This window comes from Sphingobacterium lactis (assembly GCF_011046555.1).
Taxonomy (GTDB): domain Bacteria; phylum Bacteroidota; class Bacteroidia; order Sphingobacteriales; family Sphingobacteriaceae; genus Sphingobacterium; species Sphingobacterium lactis.
Genome location: NZ_CP049246.1, coordinates 2,073,821 through 2,099,457 on the forward strand (window position 1 = coordinate 2,073,821; position 25,637 = coordinate 2,099,457).

The 25,637-nt window shown below is 40.1% G+C and carries 33 protein-coding genes and 1 tRNA gene; 9 read left to right on the forward strand and 25 right to left on the reverse strand.

Going from position 1 to position 25,637, the window contains the following annotated elements; all coding sequences use genetic code 11:
- Window positions 1–23 precede the first annotated feature (23 nt).
- From G6N79_RS09005 to G6N79_RS09095, 19 genes are all read right to left on the reverse strand, one after another.
- Entirely contained in the window at window positions 24–251 is a 228-nt protein-coding gene (locus G6N79_RS09005; protein ID WP_160003831.1) for an SEC-C metal-binding domain-containing protein, read from the reverse strand.
- 13 nt (window positions 252–264) lie between these two features.
- Window positions 265–900: a hypothetical protein gene (locus tag G6N79_RS09010; RefSeq protein WP_103907992.1), complete on the reverse strand. Its 636-nt coding sequence runs from the start codon at window positions 898–900 to the stop codon at window positions 265–267.
- Window positions 897–1,175 carry a DUF7352 domain-containing protein gene (locus G6N79_RS09015; RefSeq protein ID WP_103907991.1) on the reverse strand — a complete coding sequence of 93 codons (279 nt, stop codon included), beginning with the start codon at window positions 1,173–1,175 and terminating at the stop codon, window positions 897–899. The genes G6N79_RS09010 and G6N79_RS09015 overlap by 4 nt, the downstream gene beginning before the upstream one ends.
- 18 nt (window positions 1,176–1,193) lie before the next feature.
- Window positions 1,194–1,805, reverse strand: coding sequence for a helix-turn-helix domain-containing protein (locus tag G6N79_RS09020; protein ID WP_146060685.1), 612 nt, complete (start codon window positions 1,803–1,805; stop codon window positions 1,194–1,196).
- A 565-nt stretch (window positions 1,806–2,370) separates the two neighbouring features.
- A complete protein-coding gene (locus G6N79_RS09025) occupies window positions 2,371–2,775 on the reverse strand; it encodes a RusA family crossover junction endodeoxyribonuclease (protein WP_103907988.1) in 405 nt (134 codons plus the stop codon).
- Window positions 2,768–3,025 carry a hypothetical protein gene (locus G6N79_RS09030; protein WP_103907987.1) on the reverse strand — a complete coding sequence of 86 codons (258 nt, stop codon included), beginning with the start codon at window positions 3,023–3,025 and terminating at the stop codon, window positions 2,768–2,770. Before G6N79_RS09030 ends, G6N79_RS09025 begins: the two co-directional genes overlap by 8 nt.
- Before the next feature lie 12 nt (window positions 3,026–3,037).
- On the reverse strand, window positions 3,038–3,535 hold the full coding sequence (locus G6N79_RS09035; RefSeq protein ID WP_146060684.1) for a DUF6633 family protein: 498 nt from the start codon (window positions 3,533–3,535) through the stop codon (window positions 3,038–3,040).
- A gap of 106 nt (window positions 3,536–3,641) precedes the next feature.
- Window positions 3,642–4,496: a DUF6291 domain-containing protein gene (locus G6N79_RS09040; RefSeq protein WP_103907985.1), complete on the reverse strand. Its 855-nt coding sequence runs from the start codon at window positions 4,494–4,496 to the stop codon at window positions 3,642–3,644.
- Window positions 4,497–4,498: 2 nt separating this feature from the next.
- On the reverse strand, window positions 4,499–4,885 hold the full coding sequence (locus tag G6N79_RS09045) for a hypothetical protein (protein WP_103907984.1): 387 nt from the start codon (window positions 4,883–4,885) through the stop codon (window positions 4,499–4,501).
- On the reverse strand, window positions 4,882–5,139 hold the full coding sequence (locus G6N79_RS09050) for a hypothetical protein (protein WP_103907983.1): 258 nt from the start codon (window positions 5,137–5,139) through the stop codon (window positions 4,882–4,884). The genes G6N79_RS09045 and G6N79_RS09050 overlap by 4 nt, the downstream gene beginning before the upstream one ends.
- Before the next feature lie 603 nt (window positions 5,140–5,742).
- Window positions 5,743–6,240 (reverse strand): HNH endonuclease, encoded by a 498-nt coding sequence (locus tag G6N79_RS09055; RefSeq protein WP_103907980.1) that lies wholly within the window; start codon window positions 6,238–6,240, stop codon window positions 5,743–5,745.
- A gap of 10 nt (window positions 6,241–6,250) precedes the next feature.
- The gene (locus G6N79_RS09060; protein WP_103907979.1) at window positions 6,251–6,718 is read right to left on the reverse strand and encodes a hypothetical protein; all 468 of its coding nucleotides are present in this window, start codon (window positions 6,716–6,718) and stop codon (window positions 6,251–6,253) included.
- A 6-nt stretch (window positions 6,719–6,724) separates the two neighbouring features.
- A complete protein-coding gene (locus G6N79_RS09065; protein ID WP_103907978.1) occupies window positions 6,725–7,261 on the reverse strand; it encodes an ERF family protein in 537 nt (178 codons plus the stop codon).
- 173 nt (window positions 7,262–7,434) lie between these two features.
- Window positions 7,435–7,725: a hypothetical protein gene (locus tag G6N79_RS09070; protein WP_103907976.1), complete on the reverse strand. Its 291-nt coding sequence runs from the start codon at window positions 7,723–7,725 to the stop codon at window positions 7,435–7,437.
- A gap of 109 nt (window positions 7,726–7,834) precedes the next feature.
- Window positions 7,835–7,926 (reverse strand) — tRNA-OTHER (locus G6N79_RS09075).
- A gap of 220 nt (window positions 7,927–8,146) precedes the next feature.
- Window positions 8,147–8,527 (reverse strand): hypothetical protein, encoded by a 381-nt coding sequence (locus tag G6N79_RS09080; RefSeq protein ID WP_103907975.1) that lies wholly within the window; start codon window positions 8,525–8,527, stop codon window positions 8,147–8,149.
- Window positions 8,527–8,931, reverse strand: a complete 405-nt coding sequence (locus G6N79_RS09085; protein WP_103907974.1) for a hypothetical protein — start codon at window positions 8,929–8,931, stop codon at window positions 8,527–8,529. The genes G6N79_RS09080 and G6N79_RS09085 overlap by 1 nt, the downstream gene beginning before the upstream one ends.
- A 2-nt stretch (window positions 8,932–8,933) precedes the next feature.
- Window positions 8,934–9,089 carry a hypothetical protein gene (locus tag G6N79_RS09090; protein ID WP_160003829.1) on the reverse strand — a complete coding sequence of 52 codons (156 nt, stop codon included), beginning with the start codon at window positions 9,087–9,089 and terminating at the stop codon, window positions 8,934–8,936.
- 11 nt (window positions 9,090–9,100) lie between these two features.
- On the reverse strand, window positions 9,101–9,361 hold the full coding sequence (locus tag G6N79_RS09095) for a hypothetical protein (RefSeq protein ID WP_103907973.1): 261 nt from the start codon (window positions 9,359–9,361) through the stop codon (window positions 9,101–9,103).
- Window positions 9,362–9,756: 395 nt separating this feature from the next.
- Between G6N79_RS09095 and G6N79_RS09100 the strand changes: the two genes are divergently transcribed.
- Window positions 9,757–10,146, forward strand: coding sequence for a hypothetical protein (locus G6N79_RS09100; RefSeq protein ID WP_146060683.1), 390 nt, complete (start codon window positions 9,757–9,759; stop codon window positions 10,144–10,146).
- A gap of 150 nt (window positions 10,147–10,296) precedes the next feature.
- On the opposite strand, the gene G6N79_RS09105 is transcribed toward G6N79_RS09100, so the two are convergent.
- Together G6N79_RS09105 and G6N79_RS09110 are read right to left on the reverse strand one after the other, a co-directional pair.
- Window positions 10,297–11,043 carry a KilA-N domain-containing protein gene (locus G6N79_RS09105; protein WP_103907970.1) on the reverse strand — a complete coding sequence of 249 codons (747 nt, stop codon included), beginning with the start codon at window positions 11,041–11,043 and terminating at the stop codon, window positions 10,297–10,299.
- Window positions 11,043–11,246, reverse strand: a complete 204-nt coding sequence (locus G6N79_RS09110) for a hypothetical protein (protein WP_103907969.1) — start codon at window positions 11,244–11,246, stop codon at window positions 11,043–11,045. The genes G6N79_RS09105 and G6N79_RS09110 overlap by 1 nt, the downstream gene beginning before the upstream one ends.
- Window positions 11,247–11,398: 152 nt before the next feature.
- On the opposite strand from G6N79_RS09110, the gene G6N79_RS09115 reads away from it, so the two are divergent.
- The 3 genes from G6N79_RS09115 to G6N79_RS09125 all read left to right on the forward strand — a co-directional run bounded on the left by G6N79_RS09115 (window position 11,399) and on the right by G6N79_RS09125 (window position 13,443).
- Complete coding sequence (locus G6N79_RS09115) at window positions 11,399–12,181, forward strand: S24 family peptidase (RefSeq protein ID WP_103907968.1); 783 nt, start codon at window positions 11,399–11,401, stop codon at window positions 12,179–12,181.
- A gap of 15 nt (window positions 12,182–12,196) precedes the next feature.
- A complete protein-coding gene (locus G6N79_RS09120; protein WP_103907967.1) occupies window positions 12,197–12,802 on the forward strand; it encodes a hypothetical protein in 606 nt (201 codons plus the stop codon).
- A gap of 323 nt (window positions 12,803–13,125) precedes the next feature.
- Entirely contained in the window at window positions 13,126–13,443 is a 318-nt protein-coding gene (locus G6N79_RS09125) for a GNAT family N-acetyltransferase (RefSeq protein WP_103907403.1), read from the forward strand.
- A gap of 81 nt (window positions 13,444–13,524) precedes the next feature.
- Here G6N79_RS09125 and G6N79_RS09130 read toward each other — a convergent pair whose 3' ends face one another.
- Window positions 13,525–15,300: an AMP-dependent synthetase/ligase gene (locus tag G6N79_RS09130; protein ID WP_103907402.1), complete on the reverse strand. Its 1,776-nt coding sequence runs from the start codon at window positions 15,298–15,300 to the stop codon at window positions 13,525–13,527.
- A gap of 248 nt (window positions 15,301–15,548) precedes the next feature.
- Here G6N79_RS09130 and G6N79_RS09135 point away from each other — a divergent pair, with 248 nt between their 5' ends.
- Complete coding sequence (locus G6N79_RS09135) at window positions 15,549–17,315, forward strand: aromatic amino acid hydroxylase (protein ID WP_103907401.1); 1,767 nt, start codon at window positions 15,549–15,551, stop codon at window positions 17,313–17,315.
- On the opposite strand, the gene G6N79_RS09140 is transcribed toward G6N79_RS09135, so the two are convergent.
- Window positions 17,304–18,200 carry a flavin reductase family protein gene (locus G6N79_RS09140; protein ID WP_103907400.1) on the reverse strand — a complete coding sequence of 299 codons (897 nt, stop codon included), beginning with the start codon at window positions 18,198–18,200 and terminating at the stop codon, window positions 17,304–17,306. The two genes, G6N79_RS09135 and G6N79_RS09140, sit on opposite strands and share 12 nt — an antisense overlap.
- Before the next feature lie 4 nt (window positions 18,201–18,204).
- Window positions 18,205–19,203 (reverse strand): fumarylacetoacetate hydrolase family protein, encoded by a 999-nt coding sequence (locus G6N79_RS09145; protein WP_103907399.1) that lies wholly within the window; start codon window positions 19,201–19,203, stop codon window positions 18,205–18,207.
- Between the two features lie 335 nt (window positions 19,204–19,538).
- On the opposite strand from G6N79_RS09145, the gene G6N79_RS09150 reads away from it, so the two are divergent.
- The 3 genes from G6N79_RS09150 to G6N79_RS09160 are packed head-to-tail and all read left to right on the forward strand — an operon-like array spanning window position 19,539 to window position 23,095.
- Window positions 19,539–20,696, forward strand: a complete 1,158-nt coding sequence (locus G6N79_RS09150) for a homogentisate 1,2-dioxygenase (protein WP_103907398.1) — start codon at window positions 19,539–19,541, stop codon at window positions 20,694–20,696.
- A gap of 20 nt (window positions 20,697–20,716) precedes the next feature.
- Window positions 20,717–21,844 (forward strand): 4-hydroxyphenylpyruvate dioxygenase, encoded by a 1,128-nt coding sequence (hppD, locus tag G6N79_RS09155; protein WP_103907397.1) that lies wholly within the window; start codon window positions 20,717–20,719, stop codon window positions 21,842–21,844.
- An 18-nt stretch (window positions 21,845–21,862) separates the two neighbouring features.
- A complete protein-coding gene (locus tag G6N79_RS09160; protein WP_103907396.1) occupies window positions 21,863–23,095 on the forward strand; it encodes a Glu/Leu/Phe/Val dehydrogenase dimerization domain-containing protein in 1,233 nt (410 codons plus the stop codon).
- A 253-nt stretch (window positions 23,096–23,348) separates the two neighbouring features.
- On the opposite strand, the gene G6N79_RS09165 is transcribed toward G6N79_RS09160, so the two are convergent.
- Window positions 23,349–24,212 (reverse strand): TraB/GumN family protein, encoded by an 864-nt coding sequence (locus G6N79_RS09165; protein WP_160003791.1) that lies wholly within the window; start codon window positions 24,210–24,212, stop codon window positions 23,349–23,351.
- A gap of 548 nt (window positions 24,213–24,760) precedes the next feature.
- Between G6N79_RS09165 and G6N79_RS09170 the strand changes: the two genes are divergently transcribed.
- Window positions 24,761–25,474, forward strand: coding sequence for a Rossmann-fold NAD(P)-binding domain-containing protein (locus G6N79_RS09170; protein ID WP_234993251.1), 714 nt, complete (start codon window positions 24,761–24,763; stop codon window positions 25,472–25,474).
- The last annotated feature ends 163 nt before the right edge of the window (window positions 25,475–25,637 follow it).

Here is a 25,637-nt window from a genome sequence, read left to right on the forward strand (position 1 = left end):
ATGTTGAAGTATGAATGCGTTTATCATCCTTCCAACTCCTTTCCATCAATAGGTAGGGCGAGGGAGCGAGATGGCGTGCCATGACATTTTTTAAACTTCAATCCACTTCCACATTTACAAGTTTCATTTCTTCCTTGTGGCTTATCGGTTTCGGGGTTGTAGTAGCCAACAATGCGCTCTCTTTTTCCTTGTGGCATTAATGTGGCAAGCCCTGCGTAAACTGCTGCTATTGCTATACTTTTCTTTTCCATTTGGTTGTGTGGGTTATTTGACAGGATGGTTTCTGTGAGCATCACGCTCTTTCATTTCCCAATCGTAGTCAAGTAAATAATTGTGTGAATTGCCTTTAAGGTTGTATTTCTCTTTGCTGAATGACACCTTTACAAAGTGCCTAAGTATTGCGTTTCTTGATCGGTTGTAATCGCAACGGTGGATAACTTTTTCATCAAGGCGATAAATGCTGTTTGGCTTGCATTTGAGAGGTTCGGAATGATAGAATAATCTATTCATTTGATCGATACTTTCCTCGTGGTCTTGAACTAATTCAAATTCACCTGTCACGTATTCAGTAGGTATGCAATCGCACCAAATGTAATTGATGTCCTCAGTCATAAATCCATCGCAATGCCAGCCAAAACGATTAAGGTTTTCACCGCTCGGAACGTAAAGGCATTTTGCTGTTAGGTAGATGTAGTAACCATTTAAGTTTGCATCAATGTTTTTACCAAAGTCGTAGCAACACAAATTAATTATGCTTCGCAAATTGTTTAGCCTTTCGGGGACAGCGAATCTTACTGTCTCTTTTAAGTGTATAGGCAAATATTGATAGAAATACATTTCTGAATTATCGACGATAACATCTGATGCTATTTCGATTGGTTCACTTCCGTATATTTTCATGGCAGTAACTCAAAAATGTGCATACCTAAGTCCATGCCGACATGAATATCTGCACGACCAATAAATTCCAATTTGCTGACATCACCACAATCAAACTTTTGACCTGTTTTGTACAGTCTGAAATTGCGTTCTACGTTTGGCGCATCCAATTCGACTATTGCCCAAATAGCAACAAAACCTTCTTGATTCTCGCCTTTGATAATCTTTGCCCCGTAAGGCATTTCTATTGTGGACTCCTCTTTCATTGGGAGGATAAATTTGTGTATTGCTTTCATTCTTCTAATAGTTAAGTTTTACGAAGCCAATGACCTCAGTTTCTTTTCCTGTTCTTCTTTCCATGCCGACCGGATTTCCTCGTTGCTCCGGGGATCGTCAAGCTCCACGAACTTGATCGTGTTCTTGTTGTCGTACATGGGTACGGAGCGCATTGCTTTGGGTTGTTTGGTTTCAAAGATTTTTTCGCCCTTCTGTAGCTTTACATGACCTTTTTGCATTACTTCTAAAGATTGCTCCTTATCCTTTTTCTCCTTAGCTTTTGGTAGGGGCTTAGGAGTTGCTTTAGGAACACAGGATGAACCACGTTTCCGGTAATCGCTCTGTTTGAAGTCCTTCTCCAATGGATGACCGATCAATAATTTGGATAGGTAGGATGGGTCCTTACCGTATTTCTTGGCTAATTCAATCCGGGTAAGGGTTAAACGCTCCTTAGCTATCTGTTCAATGAATTGAAGTCTTTTGGTTTGTCGGGAAAGGTCCTTTAGTGGCATACCTTTGCTTATCTTTTCCGCATACCGGGCTACGGTCATGGGAGATACTTTTGTTTCTCTCGCTATATCAGCAAATGTTTTATTTGTGGAAAGCAGCTTAACAATTAAGTCTGTCTGTTCCTTAGTTACTCTTGCCATAAGAATTAAATGTTTGATAGTCTTGAATAAGAAAGTCCTAGCTTTCGGGCTAGGACTGGGTTCTGTTCGATATGTTGATGATGTGGCCAACAAAGTGATTTGAAATATCTTCGGTCGGTCAAAAGAGTTCCTATCCTTCCTTTTGCATGATGTAGTGTTACCTCCATGCTATTGCATCCGGGATACATACAAACAGGATTTTCAGATAGGAAACGAGCTTTAACTATTCTGTATTCTCGTTCTTGTTGGGTGAGCTTTTTTGACTTCTTTCGAATTGGAGCTTTTAACGGTTTCTTTTTCCAACTCTTTAACTTAGACTTCCAATAGCATTGCTGACAACGTTTAAGGGCATAGACTAACCTTAGCTGATTACATTCTATGCAATTAGCTGTTTTTCTTTTAATCGTCGTCATGTGTTAAAACTTTAAAGAAAAATGAGAGTTGACCGTAAAAGACAAATACCCATTTCCAATCAAAGCCAAATAGATTGCCGATACCATATGCAATGAAAAATCCGAAAGAGCAAAGGACGATTGCGAATATTAATTTTAATAAAAACATAATTTTAAAGTGTAATAATTTCTACTTCTGTTTTAGGTGTTCCATCTGTGTAGACTTTCAAAGCTTCGGTTAAGCAAATGCAGCTATCATCTTTCCAATAGACAGTGTTTAAAGCGTCACAAACGAATTTTATTAAATTGTCTATGTCAGGTCGAGCAGTATGATAAATCGGTGCTGTAGCCTTTAAAACCGTGCTGTTCTTTCCTGTTCCAAAGTGTGACTTTGGCCGTGGGAAACTGAAAGTAATTTTTAGATGGATCGGTTGATCGAGTGGGGCAGGTGGGGCATTCTTTTTGACTTGCCAAAGGAAGTCGCTTTTGTCATTCTTGCTAGGGTCGTAATTGAAACCTTTCCCCATCCTGTGACGTTTTAAGGCTTTCGGTTCCCCTAGTACTTCAAAGCTAATCATATTTCAAAATCAAAAGTTCAAAGAAGTAATTCAGCCAAACTTCATCCTCCTGGGGGCCCGAAGGATCCTCAATGAGCGTTAGCTGCCCTTGTTGGAAAACTAAGTAAACGTGTCCATGTGAATGGAAATCGTAGTACATATCCTTATCGTAAGGGATATTGTTTTTTCTTGCTCTAGAAATTACTTCTCCAAGCATTTCATGTCCGTATATGTGTACATGGACATTGTCTATTGTTTTGTTATCTGACATAATTTAGAATTGTTAAGATTTTTTATTTAAGAATTTTCTTTCCAAGAACTCTGTAAATCCTAGCACTTTATCGCCTAATTTCAAGAATCTTCCAGAAGTATTTTTGATACCGAATTTTGAATGCAGATTGTCAAATTGCCTTATGCATCTTTGTGTAAAAACTTCTCCTTCGGTTTTAATCCTTTCAACTTTTTCAATTTCTGGTGCTTTCTTTTCTCCAATTGCTTTTTTGATTGCTGCAATAACGTCTGGATGATAGCCTTCGCCGATAGGATTTTCTTTAATTTCCTCTCTATGTTTAGCCAATCTCAATTGTTCATACTCATTCATTCTATCTTGGGAATATTCTTCCATCCTAGATAGTATTAATTGGCCGTCTACGCTATCATAAAACTTGCCGTAATGTCCTAGCTTCATTTTGTCAAAAAAGAGCTTTAAATCGGCTAAATTGAAGTGAGGGAAATATTTGAGTATGTAGATTGACGTTTGATTGGTTTGTGAAGCGTTCATAATCTTGCCTACATTTAGAAATTCAACCAAATCCGTGATGAATTCTTGAACCACTAAGTGAGCTACTTCGGAATCCTGTTTTCTAATTTTAGCTATTGAAGGGAGATTACTCTGGATTACTTGTTGTATACTTCGATAGTCGATCGGCAAGAGCCTGTTGATTAGCGATCCTGAACTCTCGAACTTCTTCAACTCGTTCTTGTCTTGATTGAACACCGAAATTTGATTTTGATTTTCCATTGAAATTTTTGTTTTCATTTTTTGACCATGTAATTAATCTTCTGCCCACATCGAAAACTTTTTGCATTTCGAAACGCATTTTTTTTCCATTCGAATTTTTCTCAGTCCAATACCTCCAAAAATCATTAAGTGTGTCACTGGAATATTTTTCTTTGAATGGCGCTATCTGTAATCGAAATTCTTCCAATCGATCTTCAATATTTTTTTTTGTTTGTGTGGACGAAAATTTATTTTCGGCACTAACACTATTAATAGATATATCTGTATCTTTTACTGTTTCTTTAACTATATCTATTACTGTATCTGTTACTATATCTTTAACAGCGATATTTGCGACTGTTTGCGATTTTGACGTATCGCTATTATCGCATAGCGATTTGTTGCGAGAATTAGCGATTTTTTGAGCTTCTTCAAGAGTGATTTCCTTTTTTTCAAACATCTTGTACAAATCAATATGCCATCTTTTCAAATTTCCGATCACACCGCTATTGCTTCTTTCGGACTTGGTATTCTCGTATCTTTTTAGATCTCGCTTAAGTTGCTTCTTTATTGGTTCGAATGCCATGATAAGAAGTCTTTCATTATTCTCGAATTCTGGGTTTTTATCGTTGACATAAGAGAAGATGTGCTTTATTAATTTTCCTGCTTCTTCATCCGACAATAAATCAAATTGAGACTCCCAATCAGCGTAAACCACAAATGCTTTCTTGTCCTCTGCCATTGCTACTCCTTTCTTAACTTTTCGTGCGTTTTCTCCCTTTCTTCCTGGATAACCTTTGTAAGGTTTGATATAGATTGAGTGTCGAGGAAAACCAATGACTTGATAAGTTCGTAGACTTCCGTAAAGTGTTCGTACTCCATGTACTCTGCTTTATCTTCTTTGAGCCTTACAGCTTCCCCAAGGGATTTGATTATATCTTCCGATAGTTTGTATATCTGATCTCCCTTTGATGCAATCTGTGGCTTTAAAAAGTTAGTTCCTTTGATGGAGGAATAATATCCTATTTGGATGATCTTGCCAAGTATGTGAATGGTAGCTAAGTCTCTAAAAAGATTATCCCTTTTTTGCTCTAATAATAACTTAGGTCGAGGAATTGTTATTGAATTCATGCTGACCTCCTTTTTGTCCAATCAGGTGCAGTATATCCTGCAAATGTTAACTTTTGCTTTTCCACATCGACAATTGTCAATATTGATTGGAATCTATTTTCCTTGGCTTCATTTACCTTATCCAATGCCATTTCTAGCGTCTTAAATCGAAATGGTGCAAGCTGCAGCTCGGGGCAGGTAACTTTATAAGGTTTTTCACTGTCGATTTTATCAAACCTGGTGAAAACAGGTCTTGATTTTGGTTTTACTGACATAATGATAATTCGTTTTGGATTTCCTTCATTCGGTTAGTTAATTGTTCCTTTCGGGTCATGATTATCTTGGACCCCTTAAGATTGTTTTCCCATATATCTATTAGGGAATCATGAACTACTAAAAGATCATCCTGTGTTATGTGGTTGGGGCAAACGGATACGCTAGTCCAATCCTTATTTGAAGTGCAGTCGAATTGGCTACTGGAGAACACCTTGTAAAATACATGGATGTAAGATGGGTGTATTGTTAAGTTTACCTCTCCAAATCTGAAACTAAGAGGTGATTTGATATTGTCTATCAATGGTAGAAACCTAGTCTCTATCAATTGAATTATTTCCTTGATTTCCATTTTGGTTTAATTGGAATCGGGGATCTGATAATTAAGATATACAGCGCATATCCTTATTATGTCCTCGATGTAGTCAGAAAATTGAGTTTTTGTTAAATCCTTTGTGGATGGAGTGTTAAGAATGGTTTTGAAAAATTTATGCACTAATATTGGATTACTGTATCGCTCTCTTTCCCATCCGGCTTCTATGAGAGCGATTGAGGCGTGGTGGATGATTATTGACCAATAGTAAGCATTTGCATCAATTGATCTTTTAGCCATGATTTGAAAATTCACCAAAATAAATATCAGAAGCTTTTACATATGCCTTATGAGCTTCATTCGGACAATCAAATAAACCTAAGTGCTTTTGTTTTTTTTCTACATATATTGTAGCCCTCCATTTACGTTTTGATTTTTGCCAACAGACACCTTTGTAACCAGATTTGTTTGTAGATCTTATCGTTTGGTTTTTTAGATTTTCGGAATGAAAACAAGCTCTAAGATTTATTTTTCTGTTATCCGACCTGTTACCATTAATATGGTCAATTTCTTTATTTTCATAGTCTTTAACAATTAACCTGTGCATTCTTAAGGTTATTTGTTTTCCACCTTTAACTATTGTTGTTCTTGCATAACCATTATCGTAACACCAAGTGTAGTTTTTAATAATTGGTAAGTCATCAAAATCTATTAAAGCAAACTTTCCTTGTGTTAATGGTATAGATACTGTGCCATCGAAATTATCAATGTATTTACCTTTTCTATTCATTTTAACATATTTACTTAATGCTTATAGCCAATCCCATTTTACCCTTTTGAATTGGAGGTTTTATTTCCACTCCGTTTTCATCAAATATTGGTTTAGTTATGGTTTTTAAAAACTTCTCACGATCTTTTTTCTTTTTGTCCAATTCTGCAATCTGTTGTGATAGTTTATTCCATTCTTCATCATCGCAGGTTGTAAAGTCATAAGAAACCCCTGTCATTTTCTCTGTAATATCACACCCATATTTCTTATAAACTTCTCCTTTACCTAATCTTGTTTCCTGTTCGGCATAAGGTCTGATCGTCTTTTCAAGTTGAGCAAACAATTCTTGACCTTTTTTAGCTGTAATAAAGAGCTTTAAGGCATCTGTGTGTCCTTCTGAAAGGTTTCGCTTTGCCTGCTCCACATATTTACTTATATAGTCTTTATTAAGGTCTAATAGGATAGTAGGGGTTACCTGTATTTCAAATTCTTGGTTCATGATTAATTATTTTGAAGGTTTGTAATTCTTTTCTGCTGATTCTAATGTTTCTTTATAGGCTTTCTTCATTCTGAATTTTTCATTGAGTTTTGAAAGCCATTTTTCACCCTTGTTGATAAGCGATAGGTAACCATTGAATTGATCTTCTGTTAACCATGGCCTTGTATCTTCAGGTTTGTCAACTTTATTTCCAGAAGCTCTATTTGCATCATCATCTTCCTCTTGGAGATTAAGCAATGCTTTTAGGGTGTATCTTCGATAGTATGTAATCGCTGAACCTATTTTCTGTGGATCTTGTGATTGAGGAAGTTCTAATGAGCTTTCAATCTTTTCACCCGTATCTACATCAATAACTTGTGTCAATAATGTATTGCCATGGATAGGCTGTAAAACCATTAGGTTTTGATTGTGGAATAACGGATTGGACAATTCAATCAATTGATTGATGTCAGCATACTTAGATTTGAAAAATGGATTATCTGCATCCTTTGTTAACTTTCCAATGTTCTTTTGGATTTCGAATAGTTTCTTATATATCGTCATATCTTTATCTATTAGTTATAATCACTTCATACTCTCTTACCCCAACATATAGGGCGTATAAAAAGAAAAAAGCCATTACAGCTATTGCAATGACTTGAAAATAGAATCGAAACATTTCCTTAGTTTCTTCATCTAAGTAGAACCACCAGTTCTGAACTGATCGGTCTATTCTTTTAAAAAGTTTCATTATTTAGGAAATTTAAATGGTGAAATGATTTTTGACTTAGCTCTATAATCTTCTTATGTGAGAAGTATATCTTGCTATTCTTTCCGTTTTGGCTTACAGGCTTTAATAATCCTGCCTTGATCCATTTGGTTACTCTTTGCTCTCCATAAAGCCTTTCACTTTCCAATCGTGAAAGCTGTGGTTTAGATAGTGTTATATCTACCTTATCTCTTGCTATAATGGAGTGTACCAATGCTGTCAGATCCTCTAATGATACTTGAATGATTGTATTTTCCATATGTTATTAATTTTAAAATGAAAAAGCCCGACTGTTACATCGGGCTTTGTTTGACATTTACGTTATTAGGCGGCTAAAAATGTCTTAAATCTGCCTTCCTTATTTGGAGTGGAGAGAACAGGATTCGAACCTGTACTGAACATATGGGAGTCATACCCTCGCCTAAAGGCTACGTAGCGTCTACCATTCCGCCATCTCTCCATTTTAAAAGCAAGGGCAGGGATTCCATAGGGTGTCTCGACTTCGAAACCTACGCGTCGCTGTTTCCCCGTATACCTCCGCCACCTTGCTTTATGTTTTTAAACCTATCCATCCGTTAGCCTCCTACGGGTTCAAAGACCTACGCTCTGCATTTCAAAGGGCTTGCTTTGATCTTCTCATGCTTCGGTAGCTGGATAGGTTATATCTTCAAAGAACTTGCCTAGTATATAGGCTTTTCGGTAGTGATGCCGTAATTGTATTTTTTATCTAATTGGCGAATGAAAAACTTATCATAAGCATTCATGTACTTTTTGCCAAACTTCACTCTACCGAAATATTGGTCACGTCTGATTCTTATAAAATCACCTTTAACATTCCCAAAGTAATCAGTAAAGTATAATCTATACCAAGCGACAATCAATGATTTCCTTAATATTAAACCTGATAATCCAATTATTATAAACCCAGCAACATAAAGGATGCAGAATGGTAAACCAAAGAATAACATTGATACTGAATAGTACCATTTCTCGTTGCTTCCAAATGCTATTCCTGAAACAAAAGCATTGATGATGAAGTAAATGTAAATCGCGTCTTTCATTAGTATATAGGCTTTTCGGGTTTTACAATGGGTTGGTAGTGGGTGACTTTCAGCTCTGGTATGATATATTTTTTATAATACTCAAAATCGTTAAACGTCATAACACTACCATTAGAGCAAAAAGCATAATAGTTGTAACTATCCTTCGGCAAATCCCCCTCACTCTCTATCCTTATCCACCCGTTGTTGTTTTCGATGCCTTGTAGGGATTTGGGTCTAATAGTGAGCTTATATATATCTTCGTCACATGTCAAGTAGTGTGTCAATGAATAATTCTTACTCTTAGTTAGATAATCCATACTGTAGTAATAGAACCAACCTTCTTCATCTACCTTGTCCTTTACTTGCTCCCAATACTCACCATACGCCTTGCGTATAGCTTCTTGCTTTGCGGTGTTTGGCATGGTTAGTCGTTTTTAGTAATTTTAACACATACATCATTCATTACTGAATCTCCCCAACCATTAATAGCTCCTGAAACAATTAGCTCCGGATCATCGGTTTGAATAGCGCACAATAAAGCACCACCAAAATCTATTGTTACTGTGTATTTCTTTTCCATCTCTATTCTACTTAAATAGTGGTTGCTCTTGTGAGGAGGTCTTTCAATTGATCGAAGTCATAATCATTACCCCACAACCTATCGTTGTATATTTTATCCAACATCTCCAACATTTCCGGAGCGTGAGCGATTAGCTGGGCGTTGGCTTTGGCTTCTTCATTATTTCTACCTGAGATATGAATTAAACTTTCTTTGTTTTCTGAATAAACAGATGAAACAATTCTGCTTTCGGTGTTTCTGTACCAACTTCCTTTAGTTCCTTTAAATTTCATAACTACGTGTGTTTGGTTAATTAATAAATTTATAAGCACCCTATAACCGATTCGAACGGTTCCTCGCTATCCTTTATAGAATAGGGTGTGTTTGTTCGATAGCTGTCCCGATACCTCCGTTAGACACCCTTCGTTTCCTCATTGGTGGAGTCTTACATGGCGACACATCTGCAGTAGTCACTACTGTATATTACTATCCATACGTCAAATAACTTTCCGCAACCTTTGTTGCTTAGCTCCCGATCAAGGTTTCGAACCTTACTGCCTATAGCTTATCGGGAAATTTTAAACATGGCTTGCGCTAGACAACCGTGTTTTGATTGTTTAATTACCTGTAAATCAGGCGGTATTGTTTATTTGATTTTTGTTGCTATTTTTGAGTTTTAACCTTATTTATGAAAAAAAAATTTGAATGGCTCTCAAAGCATTTCTCTATTTTAGGGGCTATTACAACATTAGTTGTTTTACCGGTTTTGTATTTTTTATATCCATTTCTAATTACTTCGGTTTGTCTAGAGCTTTGGTTGATAATCCTATTTTCTTTTATTCCTTTTTTATTGTTAAAGACATACAATTTTTACTATAGCGTTAAAAAGCGAAAGTTTAAAGGCGGAGAAAGGGTTGTTTTTGCTCATACTGCTGGATTCGACGCAAATTATGTTAATGGATATTCTTTATTTCATGCAAAAAAAGTAGTTGTAAAAAACCTTAAAAACGAAATAATTACTGTTCATGAGGATTCTTTGGAGTTGTTTGATTCAGAGCGTCACGCGCAAGTTTCCTAAGTGTTTCGTTGTCTTTCTGCATACCTTCCGAAACTATTTTAAGAAATTCTTTATCCTTTTTCTCTTTTAAAAAAAGCATGCTTATTATAGCATTCCAAACAAAGAATACTATCAAAAAAACTACTTGGATGATCTCTCTTATTTCCATGATTATCTGTTTCTGAATTGGTTAATTGAATTTTTAATTACTCTTGCCGCTTGATTTGAAACCATAGCGCATTCTTCGTTTCCGTAACGGCGATTTTTTTCAATGTCCTCTTTAGCCAACATTTCAGCAAATTGTATAGCCTGGAGTTCTAAAGCTGACATGTTCTCACGGATATTTGATTTTTGAGGTATGCCCTTTTTCTCACGTACCCCACTTGCATCTTTTCCGTAAAGCTCTATGTACATTGCATTGGTACATCTTTGATATCCATCACCGGAGACACCGTGTCTTTTTAGAGTAGAGGTAAATTCGTTACGAGCCGCCTTGCCTGTTATTCTCTTTGAGATCCATTCAGGTGAATATCCTTTTTTAGTGTAAGTAGTTATTGCACGGTCAACAATAAGATCAGGATTCTTTTCTTCTTCAACTCTTTCGAAGAAAACTTCGTTTACTAAAGCGTGTAATTTTGGATCAAGATATTTAGCGTATGAGAGTGCTATTTGTCTATGAGCTTCAGTACCACCGCCTTTACCTCTCTTAGATTTTATAATGTGATTTGAAGTCACATTTAGAATTTCACTAACAGTGTGAATTAATTCTTTAACATTATCTTGTTTCACCCAAGTTCGAGGATCTTTATTCTTAGGACTGCCAGCTAATTCATATAGACCATTTAGAGAAAACATTCCGTTTTCTTTTTTAACATTATCAAGAATGTTAGTCTTTTGAGTTTTTGATAATTGGTTCATTACTCAGCCCTCATAATAATGGTTACACCTTCTTTGAATTTAGATTTAGAAAGAACAATTCTTCTGTCTGGATTAAGTTTCTGGAAGATTGTTCGCTGCGTATTTAGGTAGCTGTAAGCTTTGTCGCTCTCAACTCTACCGCCTACATCAAGGCTCTCTAAAATTTTTGTGGCTGACAAAATACATGATTGATCTTTTTGCATAATTATATCTATTTATTATTTTAATAATAGATATATATTTATACCTTTGTGTGGTATTCATTATATCTATCGTTGTTCTGATAAATCAAAAATAGATATAAATAGATATAGTTGCAAATAAAATAGATACAAATAGATATAAAATATTGCAAATGTCTGTATATCAGGGAGAAAAATTTCGCTTATTTATTGCTAAAGTGAAAAACCTTTATTCGAATTATGGTTTTCCAGCTAAACCAACTAATGAAGAGATTGCCGAAAAGCTTGGCGTTAAACCCATGCAGTTGAATAGGTATTATAAATCAGCAAATCTTCAAAAGGAAACCGTTCTAAGAATATTAAAATCCTTTAATGTTTCGGAAAGTGAAATATGGGGTGAAGTTGATAACCTCCATGATTGGTTTGAAGGCGATGTCTCCAAATTTGTGTCAAAAAATAGTAAACCTAAAACCAAACCAAAAGAAGAAATAACACCAATACCTTATGATGATTATATGATGGTTGAATATGTAGACTTATCAGCTAGCGCAGGCATGCTCGGGGGATCCAATGTGGATTTGCTGCCTGACTATAAAAAGAGACTCGTTCCAAAGGAATTTGAGAACGGAAATTATTTAGTCGTTCGTGTTAACGGAGATAGCATGACCGATGGATCGGATATTTCTATCCCAGATGGAGTAGAGATATTGGTAAAAGAACACGTTTTGGAGAACGGAGACAAACTACCGATCAGAGGAAATCTATTTGTTATATGCTCCAGGGAAGGTAACGTATTCAAGCAGATCGTAGAACACAACACCGACTTAAGCTATATCCGCTGCCATTCCTACAATCCCAAATATGAAGATTATAACATTCCAATGGATGATGTATTCCAGATATTCATTTACCGCAAGATAGTAGGGTATAGACCTAACATTCCAGAAATCAAATAAATAAAACCAATTGATATGAAAAAAATTTTATTGATTATTTTATGGTTAATTCCATTTGTTTCATTCTCTCAAATTGATTATGATACATATTTTATTAGTACAGGTGGTGCTAAAGAAGAGTTAAAGATTCAGGTTTCTGAAAAGGGAGGAACGTTAGATCAAGTTTTTATTTATGCAAAATCGTTAGAAGGCGAACATTACAGATCCGTATTAATTATCGATGCGAAAAAGCTTCCAACTTTTATAGAATATTTAAAGTTTGTTAAGAACAAATATTCGGAATGGTCCGAAACTGCAAAAAATAATAATGTTCACAATTTGTTAAAAGACATCGATGCAGATCTAAAAGATTATTACATGGTTGGATTCGCTATTGGTGATTGGTATTTCGATAGGAGGGTTAAAATCAAGGCTAAGTTTTCAGTTGATAATGAAAGCATGGAGTTATATTTATATACAGACAAATTATACAGCTCAACTAATACTTATATTGATAACAAAGGTTTGTTCATCCCGTTTTCTAATAATGAAGATTTAGATTTACTTATAAAGAAATTGGAGGTAGATGTTATTTCAAATTTCTTGAAATCAAATAAGGGGAAAGAGAGTTTGTTTAATTAGTGTTTTACCAAGTTTTTACCGAAACAAATTTTAACACTTGTAACCAACTGAATAACAGTACACTACAGATATATTAACTTTATAATTGGTTAATAGTAAAGGGAGCAATTGCCAGATTGCTTCCTTTTCTTTTTGTCTAATTTTAGAAGCTACCTGAAATCTATATGAAACATGCATGAATATGCAAAATCATAATGCTGTCCCCTACAGCAAAATTTTTTCAATCACGCCTCATTTCTTATCCTACATCAATAGCAGACGATTTCAAAAACGCTAATTTTACTTTAAAGAAAACATTCATTAACCCTTATTGTTGTTAAGCTATGAAAGATCAATTTTTGGATATCCCTTTAAAGAAGAATGAAGAAAAAAGTAGGTTTGAATTGGAAGTCAATGGCCACATTGCTTTTATCGACTACAAAGAAACAAACAGCACAATTGCTTTGATTCATACGGAGGCACCTGCTGAACTTGGTGGAACCGGAGCTGCTTCAGCCTTGGTGGAGAAAACCTTGAATTTTATCAAAGATGCCGGTAAGAGCATTTCGCCATACTGCCCTTATGTTTTTGCCTATATTAAAAAGCATCCGGAATGGAAGGAACATGTATCGCCTCGATTCCCGAAATACGACGAGATTTAGTGAGCAATAATTTTCCATAAAAAAGGGATGGTTTCATGCCTATCCCAAAAATGAAGGAGCCAGTTTTGGCTCCTTTATTTTTTAATTTGCTGTGTGGTACAGCTCTTCAAATTCCTTTTTATATTTTTCAAGGATGACCTTGCGCTTCATCTTAAGAGTTGGAGTCAGTTCCCCTTCCTCGATGGTGAATTCATTCGTCAGGATGATCGGTTTCTTGATCTGTTCCCAATTCCCGAAATGCTGGTTCGCAAGCTGCACTTCCTTATTGATTTTACGCACGATCTTCGGTTCACGGAGGAACTTCTCCTTGGATAAACCCTTCAATTCCGGTGCTTCGTTTTTGCTCCAATCCTGAAGGTGGGCATAATTCGGAACGATGTATGCCGAAGCAAACTTCTGTCCGTCGCCGATGACCATCGCTTGTTCGATATAATTGGATTCCAATAATTTCTTCTCGATAGGCTGTGGGATAACATATTTACCACCGGAAATCTTGAACATTTCCTTCTTCCGATCGATGATCTTCAAGAATACTTCGTCTTCCCAGACACCGATGTCACCGGTATGCAACCAGCCATCGATAATCGTCTTATCGGTTTCTTCCTTATTCTTGTAATAGCCCTGCATCACGTTCGGACCCTTCACCAGGATCTCACCATCGTCAGCAAGTTTGATTTCCACATATTTTACCGCTAAACCTACCGTACCGATACGAATCCCTTTGATGTAATGATTCACGGAGATAAGGGGAGAAGCCTCGGTCATGCCGTAACCTTCGTAGAGGGGAATGCCGGCAGCCAAGAACACACGTGCCAACTTCGCCTGCAAAGATGCACTTCCGGAAGCAACAGTTAGTAAGTGCCCGCCCAAAGCTTGGTACCATTTATCCAAGACCAAAGATTTGGCTACCTTCAATTTGAGGTTGTAACCGAATGATCTTTTCTCTGGGTTTGGATCGTATTCCTCCGCCACCTTCACCGACCAGTCGAATACCTTGCGTTTGAATCCGGTCAGTTCCATTCCGGTCTTCATGATTTTCTCGTATACTTTTTCGAGGATCCGCGGAACGGCAGTCATGATATGTGGCTTGACTTCGGTAATGTTCTGGCCGATCTTATCCAGGGATTCAGCGATGTGTACCGTGATCCCAATGTACATATAGGTATAGATAACCATCCGTTCGTAGGCATGACATGGCGGAAGGAAGGTCAATCCCCTATCGTATGCTTTACACGGAGTAATTTCGCGCGCCGCCAAGACATTGGATATGATGTTGTGATGCGTCAGCATAACGCCCTTCGGTTTCCCCGTTGTACCTGAAGTATAGATTAGGGTTGCCAAATCCGTATGCTTGATTTTGTTGCGCAGGTCGTGGATCGTGCTGTCGGGAATATGTTGACCTACCGTATCCAGTTCTTTCCAGTTGCGCAATCCTTCATGCTGCTCAATGCAGAAGATGTACTTGAGTGTATAGATGGAACCTGTCAGTTCCACCAATCTGTTGTATAAACTTTTCGTGCTGACAATGCAAAGTTTGATCTCGGCATCATTAAAGATAAATTGATAATCCGAATCACTGATGTTGGGATAGATGGCTACCACGACGGCACCGATCTGTTGAATGGCGAAATCAACGATATGCCATTCGATACTGCTGTCCGCAATCAATCCCACCTTATCGTTCGGCTTAACACCCAATTCGATCATCCCCTTGGAGAGGGCATTCACCTGCTCCATGAATTCCACCGTCGAGGTATTTTTCCACGCGCCATTTACCTTATGCGAGAACATGGCCAGGTTTGGATATAGATCGACCTGCCGTAAGGCAAGGTCAAATAGTCTAAGATTTTCCTCCATAATAACATAATAACCTGTCTTTCAGATATTATCGACAGGATTCTTAACCTGCATAACAGATGCGGGCATTAAGAAGTTTTGCAAAAGTATAAAAATGTAACCATCCTACGCTAAAAATTATTAGAATCCTTGGGGTTATCCTTGCGAATTTCATACTGAAAATGCTTATTATTTATCAAATGGGTTATTTTTTAAGTGTTTTTTGTTTAACTAGTTAAATCCTTTAAGTTTGTATAAACTTGAATTTGATGAGAACCTACGACAATCCCATCCTCGAAGCTTTGCCTAAGCATCTGCAGCGTTATGTTGTGGATCAGAATTACGATCGATACTCTGCCATGGATCAGGCCATCTGGCGTTACGTTATGCGTCAGAACTACGCCTATCTGAAAGATTATGCCTTCTATCCCTATATTCCAGGGTTAACCAAGGCAGGCCTAACCATCGAGCGCATTCCGGATCTGCAGGAAATGAACGATAGCTTAAAGCGGATAGGTTGGGGCGCCGTTACGGTAGATGGTTTTATCCCACCGGCAGCCTTTATGGAGTTTCAGGCCAATTGTGTATTGGTTATCGCTGCGGATATCCGCCAGATGGAGCATATCGAATATACTCCAGCACCGGATATCATCCACGAATCATCCGGTCATGCCCCAATTATCGGTGAACCTGAATATGCAGCATACCTGCAATATTTCGGAGAGGTCGGGTCCAAGGCTATGAGTTCCGGCAAGGATTTCCAATTGTACGAAGCCATTCGGCATCTGTCTATCGTAAAGGAACGCGAAGATGCTACGCAGGAAGAGATCGATTCCGCTACGAAAGCATTTGAAGAGATTGCCAATAATATGGGGGAACCTTCGGAGATGGCATTGCTGAGTCGCCTGCATTGGTGGACCGTCGAATACGGATTAATTGGCAGTGTTGAGGACCATAAGATCTATGGTGCCGGTTTGCTGTCCTCCATTGGGGAAAGTGTCAGCTGCATGCAACCGGAAGTGACCAAACTGCCGTATTCGTTGGAAACCATTACCTACAGCTATGACATCACCAAACCGCAACCGCAGTTGTTCGTAACACCTGATTTTCAGCATGCCCATGCGGTGTTGGAGGAATTTGCCGATGGCATGGCCTTCCGCACAGGCGGAATTGCCGGGTTGCGCAAAGCCATTGATAGCGGGCAGGTGAGCACGGTGCAGTTAAGTTCCGGACTTCAGGTTTCGGGCGTATTTGAACACTTTATCTCCGATACGGAGGCCTTTGCCATTAAAACAACAGGCCCCACAGCTTTGGCCTTTGAAGGTAAGGAAATCAAAGGGCAGGGGAAAAAGCACCATCCTGATGGATTCAGCTCCCCCTTGGGCGAATTATTGGGCCAAAAGAAGTCACTGGAGGATTGCACGGATACAGATTTGCAAGCGATGGGCTTGGAGATCGGGAAATTCTGTACCCTATATTTTAAATCGGGAATCTTGGTTTCCGGGCAATTGGATGCTATGGTCCGAGAGAGGGATAAGCTACTGATCTTAACATTTTCAGATTGTACCGTCGTGCATGAGCCGAGCAACAAAACACTATTTCAACCCGAGTGGGGTGTTTTCGATATGGCCGTTGGAGATACTATTTCTTCGGTATTTGCCGGCGCTGCGGATAAGTTTGCGTTTGATCCTGAAGTCTCCGTTTCTAGCACGAAAACGGAGAAGATTGTTCGTACACAGGCCCAGTTGGATCTATTCTCCATCTACGGACAGATCCGCGAAATAAGGCGATCAGAAGTTGAAACGGGAACCTTGGAGGAGCTCGTGCAGGAGGTCATCAACCACCATCCAGAAGATTGGTTAGCCTTGGTTGAGCTGTATGAATTGTCCGTATTCAACGGTGATACCGCCAATACCAAACGGATTAAAGATAGCTTAATGAAAAAGGCCGAGCAGAAACCCGACCTTCATAAACTTATCGTTGATGGGCTTCGCATAGCGGAAACCCAACCTATCAATCTTGAATTAGTGAAGTAACAACACCTGCCAAGCCAGGTCGATATCGCCCTCATCCAATAGTTTGGCAGCATGGCGTTGCAGCTCATTTCGTAGCTGTACGGGATCATCCTTCCACATGGTCAACAGGCTGAGGGTATGTTCGTCGTGAACAATCGAATCATCCTTTTCTGGAAGTGCTTCGATATTGGCGAGCAGCCCCAACTGATTTCCGGTCAGAATGGCGGAATTCCGGATATCCTCAGGTAATTGGTCCACACCGATTCCCATTTTGCGGAGCGGTTTTGGTACTTCGAACAGGTTGTCCGCTGTTACCCGGCAGTACCAGTTTCCACCCAGTCGAGCTACCAGATCCAGACCAGCCTGGTCGATGTGGTCATCTTCATCGAGCAGGTGCGATTTGATATGCATTGCCACAACCTCGGCAATGACCAAGTTTCCCGATCCGCCAGCTTCCGCGAAGGTGATCACATCCCGTACCTTACATTCCAACTGTACCGGTGATTCCGCCACCCGTGGTGGACGGATGTGCTTGGAAGGCGTTGCGCTAAATCCGGATTTCTCAAATTCATCAACCCCCTTCGGATATTCGGTACTTGATAGGGAAGTCTGTTGCACCATGTCGTAATTCACGATGTTGATCACGACTTCCGGTACTTCACGGATATTTTCCAAGGTATGCTTGTCCTTCCCATCGCGCATGCGTGTCAAGGGGGAGAACACACAGATCGGTGGCGTGGTCGACATAAAGTTGAAGTACGAAAAAGGACTCAGGTTCACATTTCCGGCTTTATCGATGGTCGATGCAAAACAAATGGGACGAGGTGCAACTGCGTATTTTATCAGCGTATCAAAGGTGCTGCCGTGTGTCTTTTGGTCAAATGTTTTCGTGTCGTTAAACTGCATATCGTTAAGATTTTGTTGGTTTTTCAGTGGTTTCAGGATCCAGGAGCACGGTGTTTTCCAATACACCGAGTGCGGTTACTTCCATTCGTACGGTATCCCCCGGTTGTAGCCATTGTTCCTGATAGGTGGGGTCCATCCGTTTTCCGGTTCCATTGAGCTCCAGGAAACAACCGGTGCCCACGGTTCCTGATCCTATGATGTCTCCAGGGTAAAGGGTGACGCCATAGGAAACCCGTTCGATAATCTCCGCAAAGGTCCAGTTCATGGAATTGAGGTTGCCAGTGGATACCAGCACATCATTTACAAAGCAGGACATCTGCAGGTTATATGCGGCTCCGGTATGTCCGGGCATCGGTTCTGTGAGGTAGCCTTTCAGTTCTTCCCGACTCACGAAATACGGACCGAACATGCTGGCAAAATCCTTCCCCTTGGCAGGGCCCAGGTTCAGCTTCATCTCTTCCATCTGGAGGCGACGAGCGCTGAGGTCGTTCAGGATCATAAACCCAGCAATATGGTCATCCGCTTCCTGCACAGAAATGTTCTTCCCCTTTTTACCAATGACGATGGCTACCTCCAGTTCAAAATCCATCCGGTCGAAATGCTGCGGTTGGCAGTACACAGGACCTGGACCCTGTATGGCTTGGTGATTGGAAAAGTAAAATACAGGGAATTGGTCAAATTCGGGAATCATCTCCAAGCCACGATTTAACCTTGATGTTTCCACATGCTGTCGAAATGCATAGGCATCTCGGAAGGAAGGGGGCTTGGGTAGGGGGGCTAAGAGTTGCACTTCTTCCAAGGTACGACCCTTTCCCGGGTGTTCACTTGTTACGAAACGCTGGACTGCTGTTTCTGCCTCGCGCATTCCTGTATCCCCTTGTTCCAGCAATTCCTGGAAACTGCTCGGCAAGTTTGGTGAAATCACTTTGCTCGGATAGACCAGGTTGTCAATTACGAAACCTAGCGTCGCTGCGTTGTTCTCTAAATAGCTTACAATCTTCATAATGCCCTCTTGCAGGTCGGAGACCTTAAATTTATGTTGGTTACAGTGAGATTATAGGAAATATTATTTCATAAGACCTCATTTATTTTCACAATATTTCTGTAAATATATAATTATAAAGCTTATATTTGAAATAATCGATTATCAGTTATGAACTCAACACCTGTACAAATAGCAAGCCTTCCACAAGGTTTGACGCCCTATATCAAGGCGTTATTGGCAGAAGTTGTGTTCGCCCAATACTAATTTTTCCTTCCCTTTCCTTCGATTCCTGACAGATGGCACTATGCTATCTTGGTCTTGTCCATTTTTTAATCATTATAAACTATTTCATTATGCCACTTTATCATCATTTGGGAAAAATCCCTCCAAAAAGGCATACCGTCTTCCGCAAGGAAAACGGCGAGCTGTATTCGGAAGAGCTGGTTTCCACACATGGATTTTCCAGTGTGTATTCTTTAGTTTACCATTGTTATCCACCGACGATCGTTAAAGAAATTCGAGAACCCTATGATGTCGCTCCAAAGATCGCGCGGGAAAAACATCTCAAACATACCAGCCTGCGTGGCTTTCAGGTTGCACCTAAGGAAGACTATCTGGACAGCAGAACGCCCGTATTGGTCAATGCGGACCTCCATATCTCCTTGGCTGCACCTCAAAAATCCATGACGGATTATTTCTATAAGAACAGTCAGGCAGACGAAGTAATCTTCGTGCATGAAGGTTCCGGTGTGCTGAAAACAGGATACGGGGAACTGAAGTTCAGTTATGGCGATTATTTGGTGGTGCCTCGTGGAGTAATCTATCAGATTCACTTTGATACACCGGAGAACAGACTCTTCATCGTGGAATCCTTCGAGCCCATCCGCACGCCGAAACGTTATCGCAATGAGTTCGGTCAGCTGATGGAACATGCTCCTTTCTGTGAGCGGGATATTCGTAGACCTGAAAACCTACAGACCTTTGATGAGAAAGGCGATTTTGAAGTAAAAATCAAGAAACAGGGACTCATCTATCCGTATATCTACGGCAGCCACCCCTTTGATTTCGTTGGCTGGGATGGCTATCATTATCCATGGGCATTTTCGATCCATGATTTTATGCCGATTACGGGGATGCTGCATCAACCGCCACCTGTCCATCAGACCTTCGAAACCAATTCCTTCGTGCTCTGTAGCTTTTGCCCGCGTATGTACGATTACCACCCCGATTCCATTCCTGCCCCATATAACCACAGCAATGTAGACTCCGATGAGGTGCTGTACTATGTTGATGGAGACTTTATGAGCCGGAAATCGGTGGAGCGCGGACAGATCACGCTCCATCCGGGAGGCATCCCGCACGGGCCGCACCCTGGAACGGTGGAGAAGAGTATCGGACAGACCCGCACGGAAGAACTGGCGGTCATGATCGACCCCTTCCGACCATTGATGCTCACCGAAGAGGCCCTATTGATTGAAGACCAGGATTATTATTCATCATGGATGAGTTAACCAAATAGCAAGAAAAAATTATGACACAGACATTTGCAGAAAAGATTGCCAAAGCGCAAGATTTCTTACCCATTAACGGGACAGATTATATTGAATTTTACGTAGGGAATGCGAAACAAGCGGCCCATTATTATAAAACGGCGTTTGGTTTCCAATCGGAAGCGTATGCCGGTCCAGAAACCGGCGTCCGCGACCGAGTATCGTACGTGGTCAAGCAGAATAAGATCCGCTTGGTCCTGACAACGGCACTCAAGTCCGAGCACGAAATTTCCGAACACGTTAAGAAACATGGTGATGGCGTTAAGGTATTGGCCCTTTGGGTTGATGATGCGGAGAAATCACTGAAAGCAACATTGGATAGAGGCGCTAAGCTTTACCAAGACCTTCGCGTTACAAAGGATGAATTTGGTGAAGTGCGGACAGCAGGGATATATACCTATGGCGAAACGGTCCACATGTTCGTGGAACGCAAAAATTATACTGGACCATTCATGCCGGGTTTTGAAGCCTGGAAAAGTGATTACAATCCGGAAGAAACAGGTTTGCTGTACGTGGACCACTGTGTGGGAAATGTGGGATGGAATAAAATGAATGAAACCGTGCAATGGTATCAGGATGTTATGGGATTCGTCAATATCCTGTCCTTCGACGATAAGCAGATCAACACCGAGTACTCGGCATTGATGAGTAAGGTGATGAGCAACGGAAATGGGTATGTGAAGTTTCCGATCAATGAGCCTGCGGAAGGGAAGAAGAAATCGCAGATCGAAGAATACTTGGAGTTTTATGAAGGCGAAGGGGTGCAACATGCTGCCTTGGCCACCAATGATATCATCAAGACGGTAAAAGCTTTGAAAGCACGTGGCGTCGAATTTTTGGGCGCACCTCCGGAGGCCTATTACGAAATGTTGCCGGAACGTGTAGGAAAGATCGATGAAGAAATCCGTGCGATCCAGGAATTGGGAATCCTGGTCGATAAGGATGAAGAAGGATACCTGTTGCAGATCTTCACCAAGCCTGTAGAGGATAGACCGACACTGTTTTATGAAATCATCGAGCGCAAAGGAGCACAGAGCTTCGGTGCCGGTAATTTTAAGGCATTATTTGAGGCGATTGAGCGCGAACAGGAAAAACGTGGTAACCTTTAATCTCCTTCGTTGTCAGATATGAAAGCATTACTGCAAGAATTTGAGCATAAGAAGCCGGAAATCGTCTTCGAATGGAAAGATACGGAAACAGAAGCTGAGGGTTGGGTTGTCATCAACTCCCTGCGTGGCGGTGCTGCCGGTGGTGGTACACGGATGCGTTTGGGGCTGGATCGTAACGAAGTGGAATCCTTGGCCAAGACGATGGAGGTGAAGTTCACCGTCTCGGGGCCTGCCATTGGGGGTGCCAAATCGGGAATTAACTTCGACCCTTCGGATCCCCAAAAACAAGGGGTCTTGGAACGATGGTTCAAGGTCGTTACACCCTTGTTGAAGAATTATTATGGAACCGGTGGAGACTTGAATGTGGATGAGATCCACGATGTAATCCCCCTAACGGAGCAATTCGGTCTTTGGCATCCACAGGAGGGTGTTTTGAATGGACATTTTAACATCCGCGAGAATGGACGAATCCACCAGATCGGCCAACTGCGGACCGGTGTATCCAAGGTCTTGGAAGATGCGAATTATACACCTGATTTGAAACGCAAATATAAGGTTGCGGATATGATTACGGGATTTGGTGTTGCCGAGTCCGTGCGGCACTTCTATCAGCAGTTTGGTGATGAAGTAGCTGGCAAGCGAGCTATCATCCAAGGTTGGGGAAATGTGGCGGCATCAGCGGCGTTTTACCTGAGCAAGCAAGGCGTGAAGGTTGTGGGGATCATTGACCGTGTTGGCGGCGTGATCAACCCTGCAGGATTCTCAGAGGAGGAAATCCGCAGGATGTTCCTTTCCAGAAAGGGAAACAGCCTGTTTGTGGAAGATATGCTGACTTTTGAAGAAATCAATGAGCAGGTATGGTCCTTGGGGGCCGAGGTATTTATTCCTGCGGCAGCGTCGCGTCTACTTTCCAAGGATCAGGTCCAACAGTTGATCGATCAAGGTTTGGAGGTGATCGCCTCCGGCGCGAATGTGCCTTTTGCCGATCGGGAGATATTCTACGGCCCAGTCATGGAATTTGCCGATGAACATGTCGCCGTGATTCCGGATTTTATTGCCAATTGCGGTATGGCACGCGTATTTGCCTACCTAATGCAACCCAATATCGAAATATCCGATGATTCCATTTTCAATGATGTTTCTACGGTCATCAAAACAGCAATTGAAAAAATACACCAGCAAGACAGCGAAAAACGGACCCATATATCCTCCAGGGCTTATGAACTGGCGCTGAAACAACTACTTGGCTAAACTATCTAACAGAAAATCCCGATTTTTAATCGGGATTTTTTATTAGCAAGTTTAGACGTATTTAGAAATAAGTAAGTAGTATGCAGGCCTATGATGGCCACTGCCTACACTAAAAAATCTTTAGAAAAATAATTTATTGTACACCCAATTAGCTGTCTCAAATCTCACATTTTATCTTATGGAACGGAGGTTCATCCGCTCACTTTGTTAGACAGAGATCGTAATGGTTTTCGGCATTTTCTTTTCTTTAAAATCATTTTACAGGGGTAACTTTATACCCTAGCGATTCCAACCGATCAAATACCGAGGTACTTTGGTTCATAACGCATGAAACATCGAAAGTAATCACGCAACTTTCTTTTGTTATTGCCCCGATTATACCTTTGACTATCAGATCTGTCCTCTTTTTCTCAATATCCGAATGTTCATATCTTGAATTTAAAAATTTCGTACTTTTATAGAGTGAGTTTATTCCCTGTATATCTTCTTTGTAATAGAATTCGGCTTTCGAAGCAAGCGTCTGCTTGATCTCTTGCTCATTATTAAGCACATAGTCAATTTCATTTGACCAATAATCATTACCATAATCATTTATAATAGAAACCGCGTCTTTGATCGACAAGAGTTCCTTCACAGGGATTCCGTACTGTTCAGCATATGCCCTAAATAGGAATTCAGTATAATTAGCATGGCTACACTCTGGATACACCGCTTTGGAAAGCACATTATACGCATAAATTGGTTTGTAGTTATTAAGTGTCCTTTCGTCTACTTGTACAATACTTAACTTCGCTCTCACTCTCATATATGTTTTTGAAGAGAGTATTTTGTTAAGAGTTGATTTCGAATCGTTAATCCGTAGCAACTTTTCAGTCTCTATGGCAGTATTAGGATTATTGATGCTTGTCTCGGTATAATAAGCTTTTACCTTATGCAAAACATATTCCATTTTACTCATTAATGAACTGCTCTCCTCACAGAGACTTGGCGTAGTTAGAACTATGTAAGAATCGTTTTTTAGACTATTACCACTTATTTTCCATAGTAAAGAATTTGCTATAGGCTCTTTGGCATAGGAGTGGCTGGCAGTTAAGGTTCCTATCATTGTTAAAATCATGCAGTAAACTATTTTCCTCATTTGTTTATTGTGTTATAATCGAGATTCAATTTTTTACTTTCTTTTGGTTAAAAATATTTTCTTTATTTTATATTCAAATTTGTATGAGGACACTTAGATCTTTAAGAAAAACGACAAAAAACCAACTTAATCAGTATGAGAATTCTGTATTTTATCATCCGTATTTTGAAGTGTTGATAATATATAAGCTCCAAAGACATATTTTTTTGTGTCCTCATCAATTATTTTTGCTTTAAAGGTCTGTGCGAAGATTTGATTCATAATTATGAGCATTGTAATAGGTAATTCCAGTAAGTTCAAAATGTGGTTACCGTACATACCCCCTAGCACTATCCTTTGTTTTGAATGTAACTATGGGTAATGATTTTTTTTATCCAGAAAACATATTAATTTCTTTTGAAGATAATATAAATTTTTAATATTATAAATTTTTCTAAAATAATTTTTTAGGCTTACGAATCCACCAGATCGGCCAACTGCGGACCGGGGTATCCAAGGTCTTGGAAGATGCGAATTATACACCGGATTTGAAACGTAAATATAAGGTTGCGGATATGATCACGGGATTTGGCGTTGCCGAGTCCGTACGGCACTTCTATCAGCAGTTTGGTGATGAAGTAGCCGGCAAGCGTGCTATCATCCAAGGTTGGGGAAATGTGGCGGCATCTGCGGCGTTTTACCTGAGCAAGCAAGGAGTGAAGGTGGTGGGCATCATTGACCGTGTTGGCGGTGTGATCAACCCTGCTGGATTCTCCGAGGAGGAAATCCGCAGGATGTTCCTTTCCAGAAAGGGAAACAGCCTATTTGTGGAAGATATGCTGACTTTTGAAGAAATCAATGAGCAGGTATGGTCCTTGGGGGCGGAAGTGTTTATCCCTGCGGCGGCGTCGCGTCTACTTTCCAAGGATCAGGTCCAACAGTTGATCGACCAAGGTTTGGAGGTGATCGCCTCCGGCGCGAATGTGCCTTTTGCCGATCGGGAGATATTCTACGGCCCAGTCATGGAATTTGCCGATGAACATGTCGCCGTGATTCCAGATTTTATTGCCAATTGCGGTATGGCTCGCGTATTTGCTTACCTAATGCAACCCAATATCGAAATATCCGATGATTCCATTTTCAATGATGTTTCTTCGGTCATCAAAACAGCAATTGAAAAAATACACCAGCAGGACAGCGAAAAACGGACCCATATATCCTCCAGGGCATATGAACTGGCGCTGAAACAACTACTTGGCTAAACTATCTAACAGAAAATCCCGATTTTTAATCGGGATTTTCTGTTAGATAGTTTAGACGTATTCAGCATAAGTTGGTAGCATGTAGACCTATGATGGCCACTACATACACTAAAAAAGCTTTAGAAAAATAATTTATTGTACACCCACCTTTCTATCTCATATC